The 19,515-nt window shown below is 68.0% G+C and carries 19 protein-coding genes; 12 read left to right on the top strand and 7 right to left on the bottom strand.

Annotated features, from left to right (window positions below; genetic code table 11):
* The first annotated feature begins 247 nt into the window (after positions 1-247).
* Positions 248-958, top strand: coding sequence for a response regulator (locus BG90_RS29375; RefSeq protein WP_010108379.1), 711 nt, complete (start codon positions 248-250; stop codon positions 956-958).
* 407 nt (positions 959-1,365) lie between these two features.
* Entirely contained in the window at positions 1,366-2,481 is a 1,116-nt protein-coding gene (locus tag BG90_RS29370) for an ATP-binding protein (RefSeq protein ID WP_038801351.1), read from the top strand.
* Between the two features lie 135 nt (positions 2,482-2,616).
* Here the strand turns inward: BG90_RS29370 and BG90_RS29365 are convergent, their stop codons facing one another.
* Positions 2,617-4,881 carry a patatin-like phospholipase family protein gene (locus BG90_RS29365; RefSeq protein ID WP_010118170.1) on the bottom strand — a complete coding sequence of 755 codons (2,265 nt, stop codon included), beginning with the start codon at positions 4,879-4,881 and terminating at the stop codon, positions 2,617-2,619.
* Here BG90_RS29365 and BG90_RS37645 point away from each other — a divergent pair.
* Both BG90_RS37645 and mreB read left to right on the top strand, forming a co-directional pair.
* Complete coding sequence (locus BG90_RS37645) at positions 4,820-5,302, top strand: hypothetical protein (protein ID WP_010118171.1); 483 nt, start codon at positions 4,820-4,822, stop codon at positions 5,300-5,302. The two genes, BG90_RS29365 and BG90_RS37645, sit on opposite strands and share 62 nt — an antisense overlap.
* A 275-nt stretch (positions 5,303-5,577) precedes the next feature.
* Positions 5,578-6,642 carry a rod shape-determining protein gene (gene mreB, locus BG90_RS29360; protein ID WP_010118173.1) on the top strand — a complete coding sequence of 355 codons (1,065 nt, stop codon included), beginning with the start codon at positions 5,578-5,580 and terminating at the stop codon, positions 6,640-6,642.
* Between the two features lie 42 nt (positions 6,643-6,684).
* Here mreB and BG90_RS29355 read toward each other — a convergent pair whose 3' ends face one another.
* The 4 genes from BG90_RS29355 to BG90_RS29340 all read right to left on the bottom strand — a co-directional run bounded on the left by BG90_RS29355 (position 6,685) and on the right by BG90_RS29340 (position 10,050).
* Positions 6,685-7,302: a c-type cytochrome gene (locus BG90_RS29355; protein ID WP_010112744.1), complete on the bottom strand. Its 618-nt coding sequence runs from the start codon at positions 7,300-7,302 to the stop codon at positions 6,685-6,687.
* A gap of 51 nt (positions 7,303-7,353) precedes the next feature.
* On the bottom strand, positions 7,354-8,694 hold the full coding sequence (locus BG90_RS29350; protein ID WP_081464463.1) for a cytochrome C: 1,341 nt from the start codon (positions 8,692-8,694) through the stop codon (positions 7,354-7,356).
* 346 nt (positions 8,695-9,040) lie between these two features.
* Positions 9,041-9,487: a hypothetical protein gene (locus BG90_RS29345; protein ID WP_010112740.1), complete on the bottom strand. Its 447-nt coding sequence runs from the start codon at positions 9,485-9,487 to the stop codon at positions 9,041-9,043.
* Positions 9,484-10,050 carry a hypothetical protein gene (locus BG90_RS29340; RefSeq protein WP_038802059.1) on the bottom strand — a complete coding sequence of 189 codons (567 nt, stop codon included), beginning with the start codon at positions 10,048-10,050 and terminating at the stop codon, positions 9,484-9,486. The genes BG90_RS29345 and BG90_RS29340 overlap by 4 nt, the downstream gene beginning before the upstream one ends.
* Between BG90_RS29340 and BG90_RS36555 the strand changes: the two genes are divergently transcribed.
* The 8 genes from BG90_RS36555 to BG90_RS35925 all read left to right on the top strand — a co-directional run bounded on the left by BG90_RS36555 (position 9,986) and on the right by BG90_RS35925 (position 16,583).
* Positions 9,986-10,177: a hypothetical protein gene (locus tag BG90_RS36555; protein ID WP_162474154.1), complete on the top strand. Its 192-nt coding sequence runs from the start codon at positions 9,986-9,988 to the stop codon at positions 10,175-10,177. The two genes, BG90_RS29340 and BG90_RS36555, sit on opposite strands and share 65 nt — an antisense overlap.
* A gap of 539 nt (positions 10,178-10,716) precedes the next feature.
* Positions 10,717-12,984 (top strand): amylo-alpha-1,6-glucosidase, encoded by a 2,268-nt coding sequence (locus tag BG90_RS29335; RefSeq protein ID WP_010108387.1) that lies wholly within the window; start codon positions 10,717-10,719, stop codon positions 12,982-12,984.
* Between the two features lie 95 nt (positions 12,985-13,079).
* Positions 13,080-13,343: a hypothetical protein gene (locus BG90_RS29330; protein WP_010108389.1), complete on the top strand. Its 264-nt coding sequence runs from the start codon at positions 13,080-13,082 to the stop codon at positions 13,341-13,343.
* Positions 13,344-13,446: 103 nt separating this feature from the next.
* A complete protein-coding gene (locus tag BG90_RS35930) occupies positions 13,447-13,653 on the top strand; it encodes a hypothetical protein (RefSeq protein WP_124072324.1) in 207 nt (68 codons plus the stop codon).
* 117 nt (positions 13,654-13,770) lie between these two features.
* Positions 13,771-14,247: a VOC family protein gene (locus BG90_RS29325; protein ID WP_010108391.1), complete on the top strand. Its 477-nt coding sequence runs from the start codon at positions 13,771-13,773 to the stop codon at positions 14,245-14,247.
* A 139-nt stretch (positions 14,248-14,386) separates the two neighbouring features.
* Positions 14,387-15,046 carry a glutathione S-transferase family protein gene (locus BG90_RS29320; protein WP_010118177.1) on the top strand — a complete coding sequence of 220 codons (660 nt, stop codon included), beginning with the start codon at positions 14,387-14,389 and terminating at the stop codon, positions 15,044-15,046.
* Positions 15,047-15,074: 28 nt separating this feature from the next.
* On the top strand, positions 15,075-15,785 hold the full coding sequence (locus tag BG90_RS29315) for a DUF899 family protein (RefSeq protein ID WP_010118178.1): 711 nt from the start codon (positions 15,075-15,077) through the stop codon (positions 15,783-15,785).
* 408 nt (positions 15,786-16,193) lie between these two features.
* Positions 16,194-16,583, top strand: coding sequence for a hypothetical protein (locus tag BG90_RS35925; protein ID WP_124072325.1), 390 nt, complete (start codon positions 16,194-16,196; stop codon positions 16,581-16,583).
* A 635-nt stretch (positions 16,584-17,218) separates the two neighbouring features.
* Here BG90_RS35925 and BG90_RS29310 read toward each other — a convergent pair.
* Entirely contained in the window at positions 17,219-18,601 is a 1,383-nt protein-coding gene (locus BG90_RS29310; RefSeq protein WP_010108397.1) for a sensor histidine kinase, read from the bottom strand.
* Positions 18,598-19,260 (bottom strand): response regulator, encoded by a 663-nt coding sequence (locus tag BG90_RS29305; RefSeq protein ID WP_010108399.1) that lies wholly within the window; start codon positions 19,258-19,260, stop codon positions 18,598-18,600. The genes BG90_RS29310 and BG90_RS29305 overlap by 4 nt, the downstream gene beginning before the upstream one ends.
* Between the last annotated feature and the right edge of the window lie 255 nt (positions 19,261-19,515).

Here is a 19,515-nt window from a genome sequence, read left to right as displayed (position 1 = left end):
TCCAGGGCGCGCGCGAGGCGCGCCGCATCCGCGACGGCCTTCGCGCCGGGCGTTCCGAAGCCGCGCCGGACGGGCCGCTGACGCGGGATTCTCGCGGCCGCCGACGGAACGATTTCATCCGCCGGCTCGCGCCGCAGTATCATTCAAAATGTTTCGGGATTTTGCAAAGTGGGTGCGGCAGTTTCACGGGTTCGCGCCAAGTCCTTGTTTCAAATAATATTTGGCTTCCATATCGACTGATTTGCCCATGCCTTTCCGGATTCTCCTCGTCGAGGACGACAATCGCCTGTCCACGCTGATCGCGGGCTACCTGCGCAAACACGAGTACGTCGTCGATACCGTGCTGAACGGCGACGACGCCGTCGACGCGATTCTGACGGGGCGGCCCGATCTCGTGATTCTCGACGTCAACCTGCCCGGCAAGGACGGGTTCGAGATCTGCCGCGAGGCGCGCGAGCACTACGACGGGGTCATCATCATGGTGACGGCCCGCGACGAGCCGTTCGACGAACTGCTCGGCCTCGAATTCGGCGCGGACGACTACGTGCACAAGCCGGTCGAGCCGCGCATCCTGCTCGCTCGGATCAAGGCGCAGCTGCGCCGCGCGCCGGTACGGCAGGCGGACGGCGCGGGCGGCCAGCCGGAGAGCCATACGTTCGGCAAGTTCACGATCGACCGCACGAACCGGACCGTCAACCTGCCCGACGGCACGACGCCCGAGCTGACCTCGGCGGAGTTCGACCTGCTGTGGGTGCTCGCCTGCCATGCGGGCGAAGTCGTGAGCCGCGACGATCTGATGCTGCAGTTGCGCGGCGTCGAATTCGACGGACTCGACCGGACGATCGACGGCCGGATCTCGAAGCTGCGCCGCAAGCTGCGCGACGACGCGAGTAGTCCGCAGCGGATCAAGACCATCCGCAGCAAGGGTTATCAATTCAGCAAGAACGCTTGGGAGTAAGCTGCGCGTCGACGCGAGCGGTTTTCGATTCCGCGCGGGCGGCTCGCGAACGCGCCGGGCCGTTTGCGACGGCCGCGCGTTTCATGGTTCGAAACGACGTGTGCCGCGTCGGCAATTTCGAACTGCATGAGCGCCGCCGCGTCGCGATGCGCGGCGACGACGTGCTACGCGATGCGATGCTACGCGAGCCGATGCGGCTCGTCGCCATGCGATTCGACAACACGACAACGCGACGTTCGCCGCGGTTTTACTCGGTGAAACGCCACGGCGTCCGCGTCGCGCACGCCCGCACAGCCGACGAGCCGGCTGCGCGTCCGCCGCCGTTCGCCGCGACCATTCGCCGGCGGCGCGGCCGGATTCCGCTCGATCATTCACAGCACCGATTTCCCGACATTCGCGACACGAAGATGAACAGCACGCAAGCGCACCGATTGTCCCCGTTCCGCTATTGCAAATGGCGCTGGCTGCATTTCCGCCGCTCGTGGACCGACACGCGCGCCGACCGGATCCCGAGCTGGTCGCGCCTTTACCTGCGGACCTATCTGCATCTCGTCGGCCTCGTGCTGGTGACGGTCGGCGGGACGATCGCGACGCTATGCTCGGCGCTCGGGCCGCGCGCCGTGTGGCGCGCGCTCGACGCGCTGCCGGGCGGCGCGCTGCCGCTCGCGGCGTTCGTGCTCGCGGTGCCGGCGCTCACCGGCTATCGCTGGATGCGGCCCGTGTGGTCGGATCTCGTGATGGTGCGCGAGCGCGCGATCGACTTCACGGGCGGGCGCTTCAACACGCGCGCGCGCGAGTCGCGCAGCGTGATCATCGGGCCGCTCGCGCGCACGCTGAACGCGCTCGCGATGCGGATGGAGCGTTTGATCGCCGCGCAGCGCGACCTGACGAACGGCATCTCGCACGAATTGCGCACGCCGCTCGCGCGCGTGCGCTTCGCGCTCGAAAGCCTGCGCGAGCCGGGGTCGGCGGCCGAGTACGAGAACGCGATCGACAGCATCGAGCAGGACGTGACCGAGCTCGACGATCTGATCGACATGAGCCTCACGTACGCGCGGCTCGAATACAGCTCGCTGCAGTCGAATCTCGAGCAGACGGCGCTCGTCGCGTGGTTCGACAAGCAGGTCGCCGACGCCGCGCTGCTGTACCCGAGCAAGACGATCGAGGCGCGCGTCGCGCTTCCCGCCGACGTGCGCGTGAAGATGGACAAGCGGCTGATGTCGTATGCGATGCGCAACCTGCTGCGCAACGCGAGCAAGCACGCGCACGGACAGATCGAGGCCGGCCTGCGGATGCGTCACGGCAACATCGAGATCTACGTCGAGGACGACGGGCCCGGCGTGCCGCTCGACGAGCGCGAACGGATCTTCGAGGCATTCGTGCGGCTCGACCGGCACACGGCCGGCTACGGCCTCGGCCTCGCGATCACGCGGCAGGTGCTGCAGGCGCACAACGGGCGCGTCGCCGTCGTCGATCCGCTGTTGCTGTCGGGGGCGCGCTTCGAGATGAGCTGGCCGGTCTGACGCGCGGTGGCCGCCTGCACGGTGTCCGACCAGCGCCGCGTGATTCGGCCGGCGTCTCGTCGACCGGCGGGGCGAAGGGATCCGCCGCACCGGCTCGCGGCGTTGCAGCCATGCGGCAGCGCTGAGTCCGCCAGCTCAATACGTGCGGCCGAGCTGGAAGTACAGGTTGCGACGCCCGCCCGGCGCGAGCGCGACGCCGACGTACACCGGCCCGAACGACGTGATCAGGCTGGTGAAGAACGTGTAGCTCTGCCTGAGCGGACCGCCGGGGATCGTCGCGTCGAGCGACCACACGTTGCCGACTTCCGCGCTTGCGCCGACGTAGAGCGCCTTGATCGGCGACGCGTTGAACGTCGCGAGCTGATTCATGTACGTCAGCTGCCCATAGAGGAGCGCGTCGCCGCTCAACTGGTCTGCCGCGTACGCGGACAGATGCTGGAAGCCGCCGAGCGTGTAGCCGAGCGGATTGCTGAGGTTCGTGCCGCCGAAGCTCTTGCCCGCTTCGATGCTCGCGCTCACGCTGTGCCGGCCGAAGCGCTCGGCGACCATCAACTTGCCGTAGACGTCGGTGAACTTGTCCTCGCTCGTCACGAGCGACCGCTCGGCGCGGAATTCCGCGAAATAGCCCTTGCGCGGGAAGACCTGATCGTCGAGCTGGTCGATGACGAGCCGGGCGCGCGCGCTGATCTGCCGTGCGTACCAGGACGGGAACAGTGAATTGCCGTCGCCGTCGACGAACCCGTCCAGCAGAAGGTTGTACGACGGCGCGGCCGAGAGGTGCGTATACGCGAGCCCGACGCGGAAATCGCCGAGCCGCGCGAGCGGCAGCCCGAAGTCGAGGCCGGCCCGTGTGGTCTGGATCCGGTATTGCGTGATTTTGACGTCGCTCTCCCCGTTGTAGAGGTTCGCGAAACGCCGCTGATACTCCGCGTATGGCGCGACGTAATAGCCGATCTTGTTGGAGAGCGGCTGGCGAAGCTCGACGTGCGCCGACTGCATGTCGCTGCCGAGCGTCGTGTCCGCGCGGAATTCGAGGCCGGACGGCGTGAGCCACGGCCGCCGGTAGCCGATATGCAGCCTGAAGCCGCCTTCATCGGTCGAGCTGCTCGACATCCCGAGCCCGAACAGCAGGAAGTTCGGCCCCCAGTACTTTTCCTGCGCGTCGATCACGAGCCGGTGCTCGTCGCCTTCGTTGACGAGCTGCTGCGTGACGTTTTCGAAATTGCCGCTCGTCGTCAGCGACAACACGTCGGCGCTGACCGCCTGCGGATCGTAGATGTCGCCCGGCTTCACGCGCAGCGCGTTGCGCACGACCCGCTTCGGCACCGACGAGCCGTTGGTCCGGATCTCGATCGACGTGATGCGGATCGGCTGCTGCGGCGGCCGCTTGTGCGCGGCCCGATACGCTTCGTACTGCTCGGGCGACAGCGCATAGCGCTCGAGCCGCGGCAGCGCGGCGACGGCCGCCGCCTCGCCCGCGGCGATCGCCTGGTTCGCGGTCTGGAAGTCGGTGAAGCTCTGCTTGCCGAGGTCCGGCTGCAGCAGGATGTCGTCCGCCTTCAGTTGCTTGCGCTGCTCGGCGACGTTTTGCCGGATCAGGATGCCGATCATCTGCTGCATCACGTCGGCGGGCGACGCCAGCGCGTTCAGCGGACGCAGCGGCGAGCCGATGTCGACGGCGATCACGACGTCCGCGCCCATCCTGCGCGCGGCGTCGACGGGCAGGTTGCTGACGAGTCCGCCGTCGACGAGCGCGCGGCCGTCGATCTCGGTCGGCGAGAAGAGCCCCGGCAGCGCCATGCTCGCGCGGATCGCGAGCGGCAGCGAGCCGTGGTCGAGCACGACCTTCTGGCCGGTCTGCAGGTCGGTCGCGATCGCGCGATACGGGATCGGCAGCCGGTCGAACGGCTGATTCGTCGGCACGGCGGCCGTCCAGTTCGCGAGGAGCGCCTGCAGCCGGTTGCCCTGCACGAGCCCGACGGGCGCCTTGAAGCCTTTCGAATCGAAGCCGATCGTCAGACTGTCGATGTAGAGCCGCTCGTCCTCTCGTTTCTTTTGCGGAAGGTCCGCGCGGTCGGTCACGTCGAACGCGATGTCGGCGAGATTCACCTGCGACAACCGCCGCTGCATTTCCTGCGCGGTCATCCCGGTCGCGTACAGGCCGCCGACGACGGCGCCCATGCTCGTCGCCGCGATGCAGTCGACCGGAATCCGGTGCGCCTCGAGCACCTTCAGCACGCCGAGATGCGCGTAGCCGCGCGCGCCGCCGCCCGACAGCACGAGGCCGATCGACGGCCGGCCGGGCTTGCCGCCGTCCGGCGTGCAGACGAATTCGCCCGTGCCGGCCGGCGGCGGCGGCGCGCCTTGGGCGGACGTCGACGCGGCGGACGGATCGGGCAACGCTGAAGCGAGCGTCGCCGGAGCCGGAGCCGGTGCCGCTGTTGCGCCGGCGTTCGTCGCGGCGATCGACGCGGTGTTCGACGCGGTGTTCGACGCGGCCGCCCCGGCTTGCCGGCCGGCGACCCAAGACCACGCGGCCGCTGCGTCCGCGGACGAGGGCGAAGCCGCGGCGGCCGAAGCCGGGGCGAGCGACGCCGCAGCGGGCGTCGCGGCGGCCGTCTTCGCGCCCGGCGCGGCCACCGGCGTTGTCCTTGGCGGTGCCGCGGCTCCCGCCATGATCGTGGAGGCGTCGGCCGCATCGGCGGACGCGGGCCGGCCCGCCGTGACGCAGACGAACAGAATGGCGGCCACGAAGCCGGGAACGCGAAGGCCCGGACGGGCGGTGGAAGCGAGCACCGTCATTATGGTTGCTATGGCGTGATCGGACTGAACAATCGGGAGGGCCGATCCGGAATCGGCAAAAGCGAGAGAGTACCGCTTTTGTCGGGCCGCGACCACGCGTTGTCGCGAACCGCCCTGGCGGGCGGCGCAAAGCGGCCTGGCACTCTATAGAAAATTCACGAAATCTCCTAAAGTATTCAGGCATCCTGCCGCTAAGCGACTGAGTGGATTGTGCTCGTCGCCGGCAACCGGCCCGGGGGGCGGCCGGCGACGCATCCGCAAAATCCTTCCATTCGATTCGATAGAGGCTTCACGATGGCGGCACCCTTTCTCGGAAGGTTCTTTGCGCATAACGTCGCGGTCGATCCGGGCACCGCGAGCACGCAGATCTACGTCCGCGATCGCGGCGTCGTGCTGAATCAGCCGTCGGTCGTCTGCTTCCGCAAGCGGGGCGGCCCGGCGGAGAAGGCGCGCGTCGAGGCGGTCGGCGAGCAGGCGAAGGCGCTCCTCGGGCGCTCGCCCGAGCATCTCGAGGCCGTCAGGCCGCTCAGGCACGGTGTCGTCGCGAACTATCACGCGGCCGAGCAGATGATGCGGCAGTTCGTCGGCATGTCGCACGCGCGCTCGCTGTTCGGGCGGCGCGTCGAGTTCACGATCTGCGTGCCGTCGAACGCGACGGCGGTCGAGCAGCGCGCGATCCGCGAGGCGGCGCTCGCGGCGGGCGCGTCGCGGGTCAGCCTGATCAGCGAGCCGCTCGCCGCCGCGCTCGGCGCGGGGCTGCCGGTGATGGAGGCGGTCGGGTCGATGGTCGTCGACATCGGCGGCGGCACGACCGAGGTCGCGGTGATCGCGCTCGGCGGGATTGTCTATCGCGAGGCGATCCGCGTCGGCGGCGACCAGTTCGACGCGGCGATCGTCAATCACGTCCGCAACGTGTACGGCGTGCTGCTCGGCGAGCATACGGCCGAGCACGTGAAGAAGGTGATCGGCGCCGCGAGCTACCGGGTGCCGCGGGAGTCGATCCACGCGGTCGGGCGCAGCGTCGCGGACGGCCTGCCGCGCACGATTCAGCTCAGCAACCATGACATCGCCGACGCGCTCGCCGCGCCGCTGAACCAGGTGGTGAGCGCGGTGAAGGGCGCGCTCGAGAATGCGCCGCCCGAGCTCATCACGGATATCGCGGATCGCGGCATCGTGCTGACGGGCGGCGGCGCGCTGCTCGCGCATCTCGGCAAGCGGCTCTATGACGAAACGGGGCTCGTCGCGCGGGTCGCCGACGATCCGCTGACCTGCGCGGTGCGCGGCGCCGGCGCGGCGATGGGGCGGGGCGGGTTCGAGGCCGGCGACGAAGACGCGGACGATATCGGCCTGAATCGCTGATTCGGCCGTGTCGTCAAGTGCCCGTCCGCCCGCCGTTCGTCGCTAACGCGACTGCAACCACGCCGCGACGGCCTTCGCCTGATCGGTATTCAGCGTATGCGCAACCGCGCTCATCACGGGCGCATTCGCGCGCGTGCCGTTCTTGAACACCTCGATCTGCCGCAACAGATAGGCTTCGTGCTGCCCCGCGAGCCGCGGGAACGTGCCGACGCCTTGCCCGTTCTGCCCGTGGCACGACGCGCACGCCGGCGTGCCTTGTTCCGGCACGCCATGCTCGAAGATGTCCTGCCCCTTCGCGACGAGCGCCGGATCGCCGGGTTCGCCGGGCGTCGGCTCCTGATGCGAGTAGTAGTCGGCGATCGACGCGATCGTCGCGTCGTCGAGCTGCGACGCGATGGCCCACATGTACGCGCGCGCGTCGGTCTCGCCGCGCGCATGCTCGCGAAAGCCCTTGAGCTGCGCGGTCAGATACTCGTTCGTCTGCGCACTGAGCCGCGGGAACATCGGCGATTCGCTGCGGCCGTGCGCGCCGTGGCAGGCGGCGCAGAGCTGCGCGGCGAGCCGCGCGCCGTCCTGCGCGTGCGCGGAGACGGCGGGCCAGCCGCCGAGCGCGGCGGCGAGCGCCGCGACCCACATCGGTAACACAAGCAGCTTCTTCATGATCGTTCTCGGCGGGGCAAGCGGGTTGGCGATGAATGTGCTCGGTCGACCTCAGAACACGAACCACGCGAGGAAGTACAGCGTGTTGTTGTCGCTCGCGTTTCGGCCGTTGCCGTCGTAGTTGAAGCGCGCCCCGTTGAACTTGAGGAACCATGTGTACTGCAGCGACAGCTTCACCTGCGGGTGCGGCAGATAGTCGAGCTCCGCGATGACGCCTCGCGTGTCCGGACTGCCGTTCGCGCTGCCTGTCACGGGCGTCGGGCCGTACAGCCCCGCATCGGTGTCGCCCGTCGTCGAGAAGTACGCGAGCGTCGCGCCGTACTTGCGCTGGTAGTAGTACGAAGCCTTCGCCTTGAACGTGTTCAGATGATCGGTCGGATTGGCCGGCGTCGGCCCCGCGCCGATGCCCCCGCTCGGGAAGCTCGCGCTCCAGTTCTGCTTCTCGTGGATGAACGCGAGCTGCGTCGTGAACGCGTGCGACAGCGTCAGATATTGATATTGCGCGTCGAGCGCGATGTCGATGAAGCGGTCGGTCGGCGTCGCGGGCATCGTGTTGTCCGGATACACGTCCGCGATCAGGCCGAACGTGCCGAGCATCAGCGAATGCGGGCCCCATTCGCGGTTGTACGCGACGCGCCAGTACGGATTCGCGCCACGCAGCCGCTTAACGCCGCCCGGCGTGCTGATGTCCTGGCCGGTGCGGAACACCGAGAACATCTGATCGGCAGTCCGATATAAGCCGACTTCCGCATAGATGCTGCGCTGCCAGAACGCGTATGCGGCGAAGCCCGCGACCTGCTGCGCGAGTCCGCCGTCGATCAGCGTGCTTGCCGTCGGCGTGAGCGATACGCTGCTCGACGCGTACGGATAGCCGAACGCCGGCGTGCTGTTCCAGACGTCGGAGACGGTCGGGTTGTTGTTGACCGTGACGCCGTAGATGAAGTCGATGTCGTCGCGGGTGAAATGTCCGGCTGCGCGGATATCGGTGTTGTCGATGCCGCTGTGGTGCGCGATGCCGTCGTACGTCCACTGCGCGAACGCGCCGACCGGACCCGCGATGCGGCCGCCGTAGAACAGGCTCGCCTGCTGCAGCACGACGTCCTGATTGCGGACGAAGTCGTAGTTCCGGTTGTCGATCGAACGAGTGTTGGTTTGCGATAGCTGCACCATGCCCGCGAGCGGGATCGTGAACTTGTTCGACAGCGTGTAGCCCGTCAGCTTGAAGAAGCGTCCGAACGGCGTGAGCTCCGGAAAGCTCACGTGACAGGCGACGCAGGCGAGCCCGGTTTGTCTCGCGAACGCCGGTACCGCAGCGGCGTCGTTCGACAGGAACAGCACCCCGGACACGCATGCGAGTATTGCGGCGAGACCGCGACGGATGCGATTTAACATACCGCCCCCCCTTCTTGTTTCTCGTTAGGGCTAGTCGAACAGGTTCCCGTTTAGGAACAGCCTTTTTTACTAGGCATTCCAATGGGTGTTTTTACCGATGTCCTTTGCAATTATCTATTTTCTTTCAAAATCATTTCGATTTTTTAAAATTAGTCGTGATGCTAACTAATTGTTCGATGAATCGATCGGTATCGGTGATTCGAATGTAAGAGCGCCGCATTCATGGAAATTGATTTGGATCAGCCGTCGAAGGTCGTTGCCATGGGCTTTGGCGTTTACGCAACACGACGAGCGAAGCGCCGAGCATGTCGAAGGGAGCGCGACGCTCCTCTCGACATGCACGCGGCTACTTGCCCTGCAGCAGATCCATGAACGGCGGGAAGGTCAGCAGGATGCCGAACGTCAACAGCACGAAGGCGATGGCCGTGACGCGGCCGAGCGCGACCGATTTCGCGTTCCACCAGCGCGACAGCACGGCCCACGACAGCAGCCAGACGACGATCGCGCTCGTCGTCACGCCCGAAAGCGGCCCGGTGGGTTTGTAGAACGTGAAGAAATGCGCAATCGAGCGGAATGCGTCGCCGGCGAGCGCGAAGAGCCCGACCGCGAAGCAGCCGATGCCGGCTGCGAGAATGGCGGCGGCGGCCGGACCGTTCGGCAGTACGTCGGCCGAAGCGGGTGCGTTCGCGTGCGACGAGGCGGTCGCCGGCTCGTTCACGACGGATGACTGACGTTGTCCTGCGCCAGCGGTCTGCTGCGCGGCGGTGCGCGGATGAGAGGTATGCATCTTCATTCTCCCGTCATGAGATGGATGGCGGCGCCGCCACGGACCGGCGCGTACTTGTTGAGGAACGCGCCGAATGCGCCCGCGACGCCCGTCGCGATGAACGCGACGACGGTGAATGCCAGCACCGCGCTGCGAATCCGGCGTTGCTTGCCGAGCGCGGGGCCGTACTTGCCGAACACGTAGGCGACCATCGTCATCGCGATCGGCGCGAGCCAGGCGACGTGCTCCTTCCATTCCATCCCGAGGCTGTGCCAGCCCGACGTGTCGCGGCTCGACATCAACAGACGCTGCGGATAATTCGAGAGATCGGTCAGGCCGGCGGGCGGCACTGCGCGATACCACGGATAGACGACGTATGCGCCGGAAAACACCGTTGCCCACGCGAGGATCACCATCGCCGACAGATAGATCATCAGCAGCCGGTGCTCGCGCGGCGTGGGCACGGCGGACACGCCGAGCGCGGACATCCGATAGAGTTCGGCGAGCGCGCCGGAAAAGGCGAGCATGAACAACGCGCCGAATCCCATTCCGTGCAGTACCGTCAGCAAGTCTCGTAACGAAATTTCCATCATGGCCTCCGTTCATGTGGCGGGTGTCGTTTTCATCGTGTCGGACGGCGGGCTTTCTGCCTTGAGGCAGATCAATATAAATAATGAGATTAATATCTATTCGAATGCCGAAGTAAATTTTCAATAATTAAGAGGCGCTCGGGTTTATTGTTTGTCGGATTTTCGACATCAAAATGAAATGATCGGAAGGATCGGTGAAGATGAAAGCGCGCGGTGGGCGCGCGTTGCCGATCCGGGCGTGAGCATGCAGTGCGTCGGCTGGCGGGCGCGTTCGCGCGGCGGGTGACGCGGCCGGTGGGGGCCGTCGGCGCATGGAGGCACGTCGATCAGGCGCCGTGTCGGCGCATCGACCCATTAACCTATCTTCCCGCAGCCCGCAGCCCGCAGCCCGCAGCCCGCAGCCCGCAGCCCGCAGCCCGCAGCCCGCAGCCCGCAGCCCGCAGCCCGCAGCCCCATAGCCCCATAGCCCAGTCGATCCATCGATCGGCCGATCCCTCGACTCGCCAATCCCTCCGACAGCGCCTCGCCAAAGACCGCAAAATCGGCGAAATACGCGTGATCGGCATGATCGCGCCCCGGCCGACGCTGCGCGCCCGACGCGTTCTGTCCTATCCTGTGCGGAAAACGCGGCGCACCCGGCGCGCCGCGTCCAGCCCAGGAGTTCCGATGCCGAGGCAAGCCGACACTTCTTCCCCGCGCGCGCCGCAGGCCGCGTCCGCATCGTCACCCGCGACCGCTGCGCAGACGACGGCGACGCCGTCCCCGCCCGCGTTCATCGCGCCCGAGCCCGACACGCAGACGGCCGTGCGCGGCAGCCAGTTCGTGCTGAAGACGGGCGATGCGTTCGTCGTCAGCGACGCGCTCGGCGACATCGGCGGCCACGACGACGGTTTCTTCGTCGACGACATGCGCGTGCTGTCGCAATGGCGGCTGACGTTCGGCGGCCGCGCGCCGTCGCTGCTGTCGGGCGCGACGAGCGTGGACAACGCGTCGTTCGCCGCGCACCTGACGAACCGCCCGCTGCCGCCGCTCGGCGGCCGCGAGACGCCCGAAGGCGTGATCCACATCGAGCGGATGCGGGTGCTCGCCGACAACGTGCTGTACGAGGCGCTCACGCTGACGAATTACGGCACGAGCGACGCCGAGGTGCCGCTGTCGGTGTCGTTCGGCGCGGACTTCAAGGACATGTTCGAAGTGCGCGGATCGCGGCGCGAGCGGCGCGGCGCGGTCGCGCCGCCGTGCGTCGAGGCGGGCGCGGTCAAGCTGCGCTACGACGGGCTCGACGCCGTCGAGCGGAGCGTGCAGATCGGCTTCGAGCCGAAGCCCGACACGCTGTCGGTCGATCGCGCCGACTACACGCTGACGATCGCCGCGCAGGCGTGCATATCGCTGTACCTGACGGTCGAGGCGCGCATCGGCGCGGCGCATCCGGGCGGCGGCGCGTTCGCGCAGCGGCCGTGCATCGCGACGGGCCGCGGCGCGCTGCGCAAGGCGCTCTCCGACGTGCATCGCGCGATGCGCGAGCGGCGGCGCACGATCGCGCGCGTGCACACGAGCAATCCGCTTTTCAACGCATGGCTCGACCGCTCGCTCGCCGACCTCGGCCTCTTGACGACGTCGCTCGAAACCGGCCCGTATCCGTACGCGGGCATCCCGTGGTTCTCGACGCCGTTCGGCCGCGACGCGGTGATCACGTCGCTGCAGATGCTGTGGCTGCAGCCGTCGCTCGCGCGCGGCGTGCTGCGTTTTCTCGCCGAGCATCAGGCGCGCGAGACGTCCGCGTTTCGCGACGCGGAGCCGGGCAAGATCATGCACGAGTTCCGCCGGAGCGAGATGGCGGCGACGGGCGAAGTGCCGTTCGCGCTCTACTACGGCGGCGTCGACACCACGCCGCTCTTCGTCGTGCTCGCCGGCGCGTATCTCGAGCACACCGGCGACGAGGCGCTGATCGACGAGCTGTGGCCCGCGCTCGAGCGCGCCGCGCAATGGGTGATGAGCGTCTGCGACCGCAATCCGCGCGGCTTGGTCGACTATCAGCGCACGTCCGCGCGCGGTCTCGCGAACCAGGGCTGGAAGGACAGCCAGGATTCGGTGTTCCATGCGGACGGCCGCTTTCCGATCGGGCCGATCGCGCTCGTCGAAGTGCAGGCGTACGCGTGCGCGGCGTTCGATGCGATGTCGGAGTTCTCGCGCCGGCGCGGCCACGCGGTCGACACCGTGCGCTACGCGCAGCGCGCGAAGACGCTGCGCGAGCAGGTCGAGACGCTGTTCTGGATGCCGGAAGCGGGCTTCTACGGGATCGCGGTCGACGGTCGCGGCGAGCTGTGCCGCGTGCTCGCGTCGAACGCCGCGCATCTGCTCGCATTCGGCCTGCCCGAGCAGAGCCGCGGCGAGTCGGTCGCGCGCGTGCTCGGCACGACGCTGTTCAGGACCGGCTGGGGCGTGCGCACGCTCGCGGCCGGGCAGCCGCGCTTCAATCCGATGGCGTATCACAACGGCTCGGTCTGGCCGCACGACAACGCGCTCGCCGCGCGCGGCCTCGCGCGCTACGGCGACAAGCGCTCGGTGCTCGACCTGCTGCGCGCGCTGTTCGAGGCGGCCGTGAGCTTCGACATGCGGCTGCCCGAGCTCTTCTGCGGCTTCCCGCGCCGGCGCGGCGAGCCGCCGACCGCGTATCCGGTCGCATGCCTGCCGCAGGCGTGGGCGGCGGGTGCGCCGTTCATGATGCTGCAGGCGTGCCTCGGCATCTCGGTCGACGCGGCGCGCGGCGAAGTGCGGATCGAGCGGCCGGAGCTGCCGGAAGGCGTCGACTGGCTGCGGGTCGACGATCTGCGCGTCGGCGACGACAGCGTGTCGCTGACGTTCCGGCGCGTCGAAGGGCAGGTGGTCGCGGCGGCCGAGCCCGGCGGCGCGCGCGTCGTCGCGGTGCTGTAAAGATTGCGCTGGCTCGCGTCCGGCGCGCGCCGCGCGCCATACAATGACGGCATCGATCAACGATTCGCAACGCGCCGATATTGGAGGCAATCACCATGACGAACGAGAAGCCGGACGATGCACGTCCGCACGACGATCAGCCGAAGCTCGAGCAGTTCGAGGCGGCGGTCGATCACCTGCACGAATCGATTCAGTCGCAGAGCATCGCGGCCGGCGCGGCGAAGGGCATCCTGTTCAGCCTGATCGAGACGCTCGGCGCGCTCGTCGGCGATCCCGACCTGCCGGAGCACGCGCGGTCCGGCTACGAGGCGTTGCGCGACAAGGCAAGCGAGCTGAAGGCGAATCTCGAAAAGCGCTGACGCGCCGCGCGCCGCGCGCGGCCGCTGCCCGCGGATTGCCGCGCCGCGGAAAGCGCCGTGGTTTCAACGGGTTGGCGCGCGCGTGCTCAGGATATCCACATGTTTGTCGACAGAAATTGTTGATAACCGGCGGCCGCGGCCGCCGCGCGTGACCGATTCCTTTTCCTTTCACTTCGTCATCCGCCGTGTGCCTGTTCCGATCGGACGGATGCGGTTCGACGAACGGCGCGGCGTCATCCGCCGCGCCGCAATCCGCCGCGCGGCGTCGATCCCCGATCGCGCCGGTTGCGGCCCGCTTCCCGCCCTCTAGAATTTATTTTGCGACGCATGTCGATTTCCGCCGGATTCGTTCGTCGTGGCGATAGAGCGTCTCCGCGCGAGCGGCGCGCTCGTCGATGAAACCATTCGGAGCCAAGGAGCCGCGATCATGCCTACCGCAGTCAAACCGATCCCCGAGGGGATGCATTCGCTGACCCCTCATCTGATTTGCGACGGCGCCGCCGCCGCGATCGAGTTCTACAAGAAGGCGTTCGACGCCGTCGAAGTCTCGCGGCTGCCGTCGCGCGAGTCCGGCCGGCTGATGCACGCGGCCGTCAGGATCGGCGATTCGACGCTGATGCTCGTCGACGAAATGGCGGACTGCGGCGCGCTCGGGCCGAAAACGCTGAAAGGTTCGCCCGTGTTCATCCATCTGTACGTGCCGGACGTCGATGCCGTCATCGCGCGCGCGGTGGAGGCGGGCGCGAAGCTGACGATGCCCCCGTCCGACATGTTCTGGGGCGACCGCTACGGCCAGATCGAGGATCCGTTCGGCCATCGCTGGTCGGTCGCGACGCACAAGCAGGACTTGACCCCGGAGCAGATCCGCGAAGGGATGGAGAAGTGCGCGCCCCCCGCGCGATGAGCGCGAAAGCCGCCGACGCACGCGCAGTGCGCGCGTCGGCGGCGCGAGCGCACGGCGCGGCGCGGCGGGGCCCGCCGCGCGTCTTTCGACGGGCGGCGGGCGCGCATCGCGCGCGCCGCCACAACCGAGGGGGAAGGCGATGAGCCTGAAGTTCTACGGACACCCGTTTTCGTTGTATTGCCAGAAGGTGCTGGTCGCGCTGTACGAGTGCGGCTTGCCGTTCGAGTGGCGCTTGCTGGGGGGCGACGCCCCGGACGCGAACGCCGAGTTCGCCGCGCGGTGGCCGCTCAAGCATATGCCGATGATCGTCGACGGCGACCGCACGGTCGTCGAGTCGACGATCATCGTCGAATACCTGGGCCTGCGCTACCCGAGGCCCGCGCGGCTGTTGCCCGCGGACGCCGGCGCGGCGCTCGACGTGCGCATGATGGACCGCTTCTTCGACATGTACGTGTCGACGCCGCTGCAGAAGATCGTGTTCGACGCGCTGCGCCCGGAAGCCGAGCGCGACGCGCACGGCGTCGCCGATGCGCGCCGGATGCTCGACACGTCGTACGCGTGGCTCGACGGCACGCTCGGAGGCCGCGATTGGGCGGCGGGCGGCGCGTTCAGCCTCGCCGATTGCTCGGCCGCGCCGTCGCTCTTCTATGCGGACTGGGTGCATCCGATCGACGCGTCGCTGCGCCGCGCGCGCGCGTATCGCGAGCGGCTGCTCGCGCGGCCGTCGTTCGCGCGCGCGGTCGACGAGGCGCGTCCGTATCGGCACCTGTTCCCGCTCGGCGCGCCCGACCGGGATTGAATCGTTCGATCGATATCAGGAGACAGACATGACAGTGAGTTCTACGCTGACGCCGGCCGCCGAGCTCGTGAAGCGCAACGCGACGCGCTGGCCGAACGAAAGCGATGCGTATCGCCGCGCGCGCGACGCGCTGCTCGCCGAGGAGATCGAGCTGCGCCGGCATGTCGAGCGCGTCGCCGCGCTGCGGCGCACGCTGCCGCCGGGCGGCGAAGTGACGGGCGGCTATCGCTTCGAAGGCGAGCGCGGCCCGTGCGACTTCGCTGGGCTGTTCGGCGACAAGCAGACGCTCGTCGTCTACAGCTACATGTTCGGGCCGCAGCGCGAGCGTCCGTGTCCGATGTGCACGTCGCTGCTCGGCGCATGGAACGGCGAGGCGCGCGACGTCGAGCAGCGCGTCGCGCTCGCGGTCGTCGCGCGCTCGCCGCTCGAGCGGCTCGTCGCGTTCAAGCGCGAGCGCGGCTGGCGCGACCTGAAGCTGTACTGCGATCTCGACGGCCGCTACAGCCGCGACTATCACGCGATCAACGCCGACGGCGGCGAAGATCCGGCGATCAACGTATTCACGCGCCGCGACGGCGTGATCCGCCATTTCTGGAGCGGCGAGCTGGGCGGCTGGAGCGTGGACCCGGGGCAGGACCCGCGCGGCGCACCCGACCCGATGCCGCTGTGGACGATTCTCGACATGACGCCCGAAGGGCGCGGTGCCGACTGGTATCCGACGCTCGACTATCCGGACTGAAGGGCGGGAGGGCGTGGGGACGTGACGACGGCACGGCGGCCGGCGCGATGCGTGCGCGCCGGCCGCCGTGCGCGTTCGCATGCGCGCGCAGGATGCCGCACATCGTCGCCGAGGCTTCGGAAGGCTTTGTGCCGACAATACGACGATTTCGGAAAAACCCTGATGCATCAATCGCTTGGCGCTCGGATGCGCGAGATATCCACAAGCTTGCGCACAAAATCTGTGGAAAACCCTAGGGTCGAAAATTCGTTGTGGATTGTTGATCGAAGCATGCGCGGAGATGGGGCGGCTCGAAGGCGGATCGACTGCGCTGCGGGCCCTGCGAGCCGATTCCGGCTGAATTGCCGCACTTCTGACGCTTCCGGAAAAGTCTCATCGGATCAATGCGTTGAGCATCGGATACTCAGCTTGTCCACAAGCTTGCCAACAAAAAATGTGGAAAAAGCCGCTTCGCAAAGCCTGCGTCGCGAACTTGCCGAGTGCTTTGCGCGAGACGCGATTTCCGGAGTGGAGAGGCCGAGCGCCGTGGCCCGCGTGCTTCGCGCTCGTTGCCGCTTGTGTGACGTATTCGGGAAAATGCCGGCGGATCAATGCGTTGAGCGCCGGATGCTCAGGATGTCCGCAAGCTTGCCAACAAAAATTGTGGAAAAACTCGGCGAGGCAGGCGAGAAATTCGGAAGCCGAATTTGCGCCGGCCGATCTCGACAGGGCAACGCCCGTGGACGTCGAACATCGAGCGTCGCCGTGCGCCGACGCGAGCGGAAGGGCTTTCGCCGCGGTGCTTTGCCGCTTATCTGACGCGTCCGGGAAAATGTCGCCGGATCAATGGCTTGGGCATCGGGTGCTCAGGATGTCCACAAGCTTGACCACAAAAAATGTGGAAAAGTCGCGCCTTCGACGACGCAAGCGGCGCATCGGAGCGGCCGGGCGGTTTGCTGCCCGCCGATGCGCATTCGACCGGCGACCGGCGTGCGATGGGCGCGCACGCGCTGCCACTTTCCTGATGCGCTCGGGAAAATGTCGCCGGATCAACGAGTTGAGTGTCGGATGCTCAGGATGTCCACAAGCTTGCCAACAAAAAATGTGGAAAAGCGGTTCGGCCATCGAGCGTGCCGGATGATCGAATCGGTCGGGCGATGCGCGTTCGGCTCGTGTGAATGCTCCGACGCGTGCGCGTGAAATCGTCATTTCGCACGCGGTGCCGCTTATCTGAGTGGCTCGACAAAAGCTCGCCGGATCAACGAGTTGAGCATGGCGCACCCAGGATGTCCACAAGCTTGCCAACAAAAAATGTGGACAAGTGCGCTCGATGCGGCGCGCAATGGCCGAGTCCCCCAAGCGACGAACGCGAGACGCACGCGACGGACATCACGCGCGCGTCGCGTCCGTCGGCGAGCAACCCGGCCGACCGGTGCGAGCGCGCGCCGAGACGCTCACGGCTGCCGCGCCGTGTCGAAACGCACCGTGACCGTCAACCCGCGCCCGTCGGCGCCGCTCGCGAGCGACACGGCCGCGCGATGCTGCTCGGCGATGCGCTTGACGATCGACAGCCCGAGCCCGCTGCCCGACGCCGACACGAGCTGCGCGCCGCCGCCGCGATAGAAGCGCTCCCATACGCGCGGGCGATCGGCCTCCGGAATGCCCGGGCCGTTGTCGCGCACTTCGAGCACCGGCGCGCCGTCGGCGTCGGCGCGCGCGACGACGTCGACGCGCGCGCCCGTCCCCGCGTAGCGGATCGCGTTGTCGACGAGATTGTTGAGCAGCACGCGCAGCGTGTCGGCGTTGCCCTGCACGCGGACGGGCGTCGTGCCGACCGCGCCGAGATCGACATGCTGCGCGTTCGCGACGCGCGAGCGCTCGGCGACGACCGAGCGGCACAGCGCGGCGAGATCGATGTCGGTGAACGGCGCGGATTGCGCTTCGGGCTCGAGGCGCGCGAGCGTCAGCAACTGCTCGGCGAGATGCGACAGGCGCGTCGTGGCGGCCTGGATCTGCGCGAGGATGCGCGCGCGCTCGTCGGCGCTCGTCGTGCGTTGCAATAGCTGCGACTGGATCGACAAGCCCATGATCGGCGTGCGCAGCTCGTGCGCGGCGTCCGCGATGAAATTTCGCTGCAGCGTGAACGAGCGGTCGAGCCGCGCGAGCAGGTCGTTGATCTCGGAGGCGAGCGGCTGCGCTTCGGTCGGCACGGTCGTGATGTCGAGCTGGTCGAGATGGTTCGCGTGGCGGCGCTTCAGGCCCGCCGCGACCGCGCCGAGCGGCCGCAGCCCGTAGCCGATGCCGAGCCACAGCCCGATCGCGAGCAGCGGCAGCAGCGACAGCACCGGCCACAGCAGATGCACGGCGATGCCCGCGATTGCTTCCCAGCGCGCCTGGCGCGGCTGCGCGACGCGGATCGTCGTGCCCGCGCTCTCGCGCACGTACGTGTGCCAGCGCTGGCCGCCCGCGTCGAGCTTCACGAAGCCCGTCGCGTCGGGCGGCGGCAATTGCGTCGCGGGATCGGTCGTGAACTGGAGCTTGCCGTCGCGCCACACTTGCAGCAGCACGTCGTCGGAATCGTAGGCCGCCGGATGCCGCTTCCCGCTCTTGTCGCGTCCCTCGATCGACAGCTTGCCGCTGTCGTCGACCTGGATCTGCTTCGACATGCTGCGCATCTGGTCGTCGAGCAGGTCGTCGAGCTCGCGCAGCGCGCCCCAGTAAGTGCCCGTGCTCGCGAGCACGCCGACGACGCACGCGGCGGGCAGCAGCCACATCAGGAGCCGCCCGCGCAACGACGCGGTGAGCCGGCGCACGAAGCCGCGCGGCGCGCCGGTCATGCGCCGTCTCCGATCCGGTAGCCGACGCCGCGCACCGTGAGGATCGTGTCGTGGCCGAGCTTCTTGCGGAGATTGTGGATGTGGACCTGCACCGCGTTACTCTCGATTTCCTCGCCCCAGCTATAAAGCCGCTCCTCGAACTGCTCGCGCGAGATCACGGCGCCCGGCTCGCGCATCAGCTCGTGCAGCAGCACGAATTCCTTCGGCGACAGCGCGACTTCCTCGTCGCCGCGCCACACCTGATGACGCGCCGGATCGAGGCGCAGCGCGCCGACCGCGAGCACCGTCTGCGCGCGCCCCGCCTGGCGGCGGTTCACCGCGCGGATGCGCGCGAGCAGCTCCTCGAGCGCGAACGGCTTGACGAGGTAGTCGTCGGCGCCGCAATCGAGGCCGGCGATCCGGTCGGGCAGCGCGTCGCGCGCGGTGATCACGATCACGGGCAGCGCGTCGTCGCGGCGCCGCAGCGCGGCGAGCACCGCGAGGCCGTCCTTGTCCGGCAACCCAAGGTCGAGCAGCAGCAGCGCGTACGGCGTCGTGCGCAGCGCGAGCGTCGCCGCGTCGCCGTTCTGCACCCAGTCGACCGCGAAGCCCTCCTGTTTCAGCCCCTGTTCGAGCCCGCTGCCGATGAGCGGATCGTCTTCGACGAGCAATACGCGCATGTTTCGTGATTCCGTCAGAGTGCGGTGCGCGCGTGTGCGTGCATGCCGCTTGCGGGAATGATAAGCGGTCGATGCTTAGCGGCGGCTTAAAGCGTCGGGAAATGCGGGGCGGAGCGCGGCCGGGCGTGTGTCGTCGGGCGATCGAACGATCGACGGGGCAAATGGCCGGGGAACTGGCGGGGCGACGGGTGAAGGATTGCAGATCGGAGGATCGACGTGATCGAGGGAGGTCGAATGGGCGGAGGGGTCGGCTGG

The sequence above is a fragment of the Burkholderia oklahomensis C6786 genome (genome assembly GCF_000959365.1).
GTDB lineage: Bacteria > Pseudomonadota > Gammaproteobacteria > Burkholderiales > Burkholderiaceae > Burkholderia > Burkholderia oklahomensis.
This window is presented reverse-complemented; position numbering and strand designations above follow the sequence as displayed.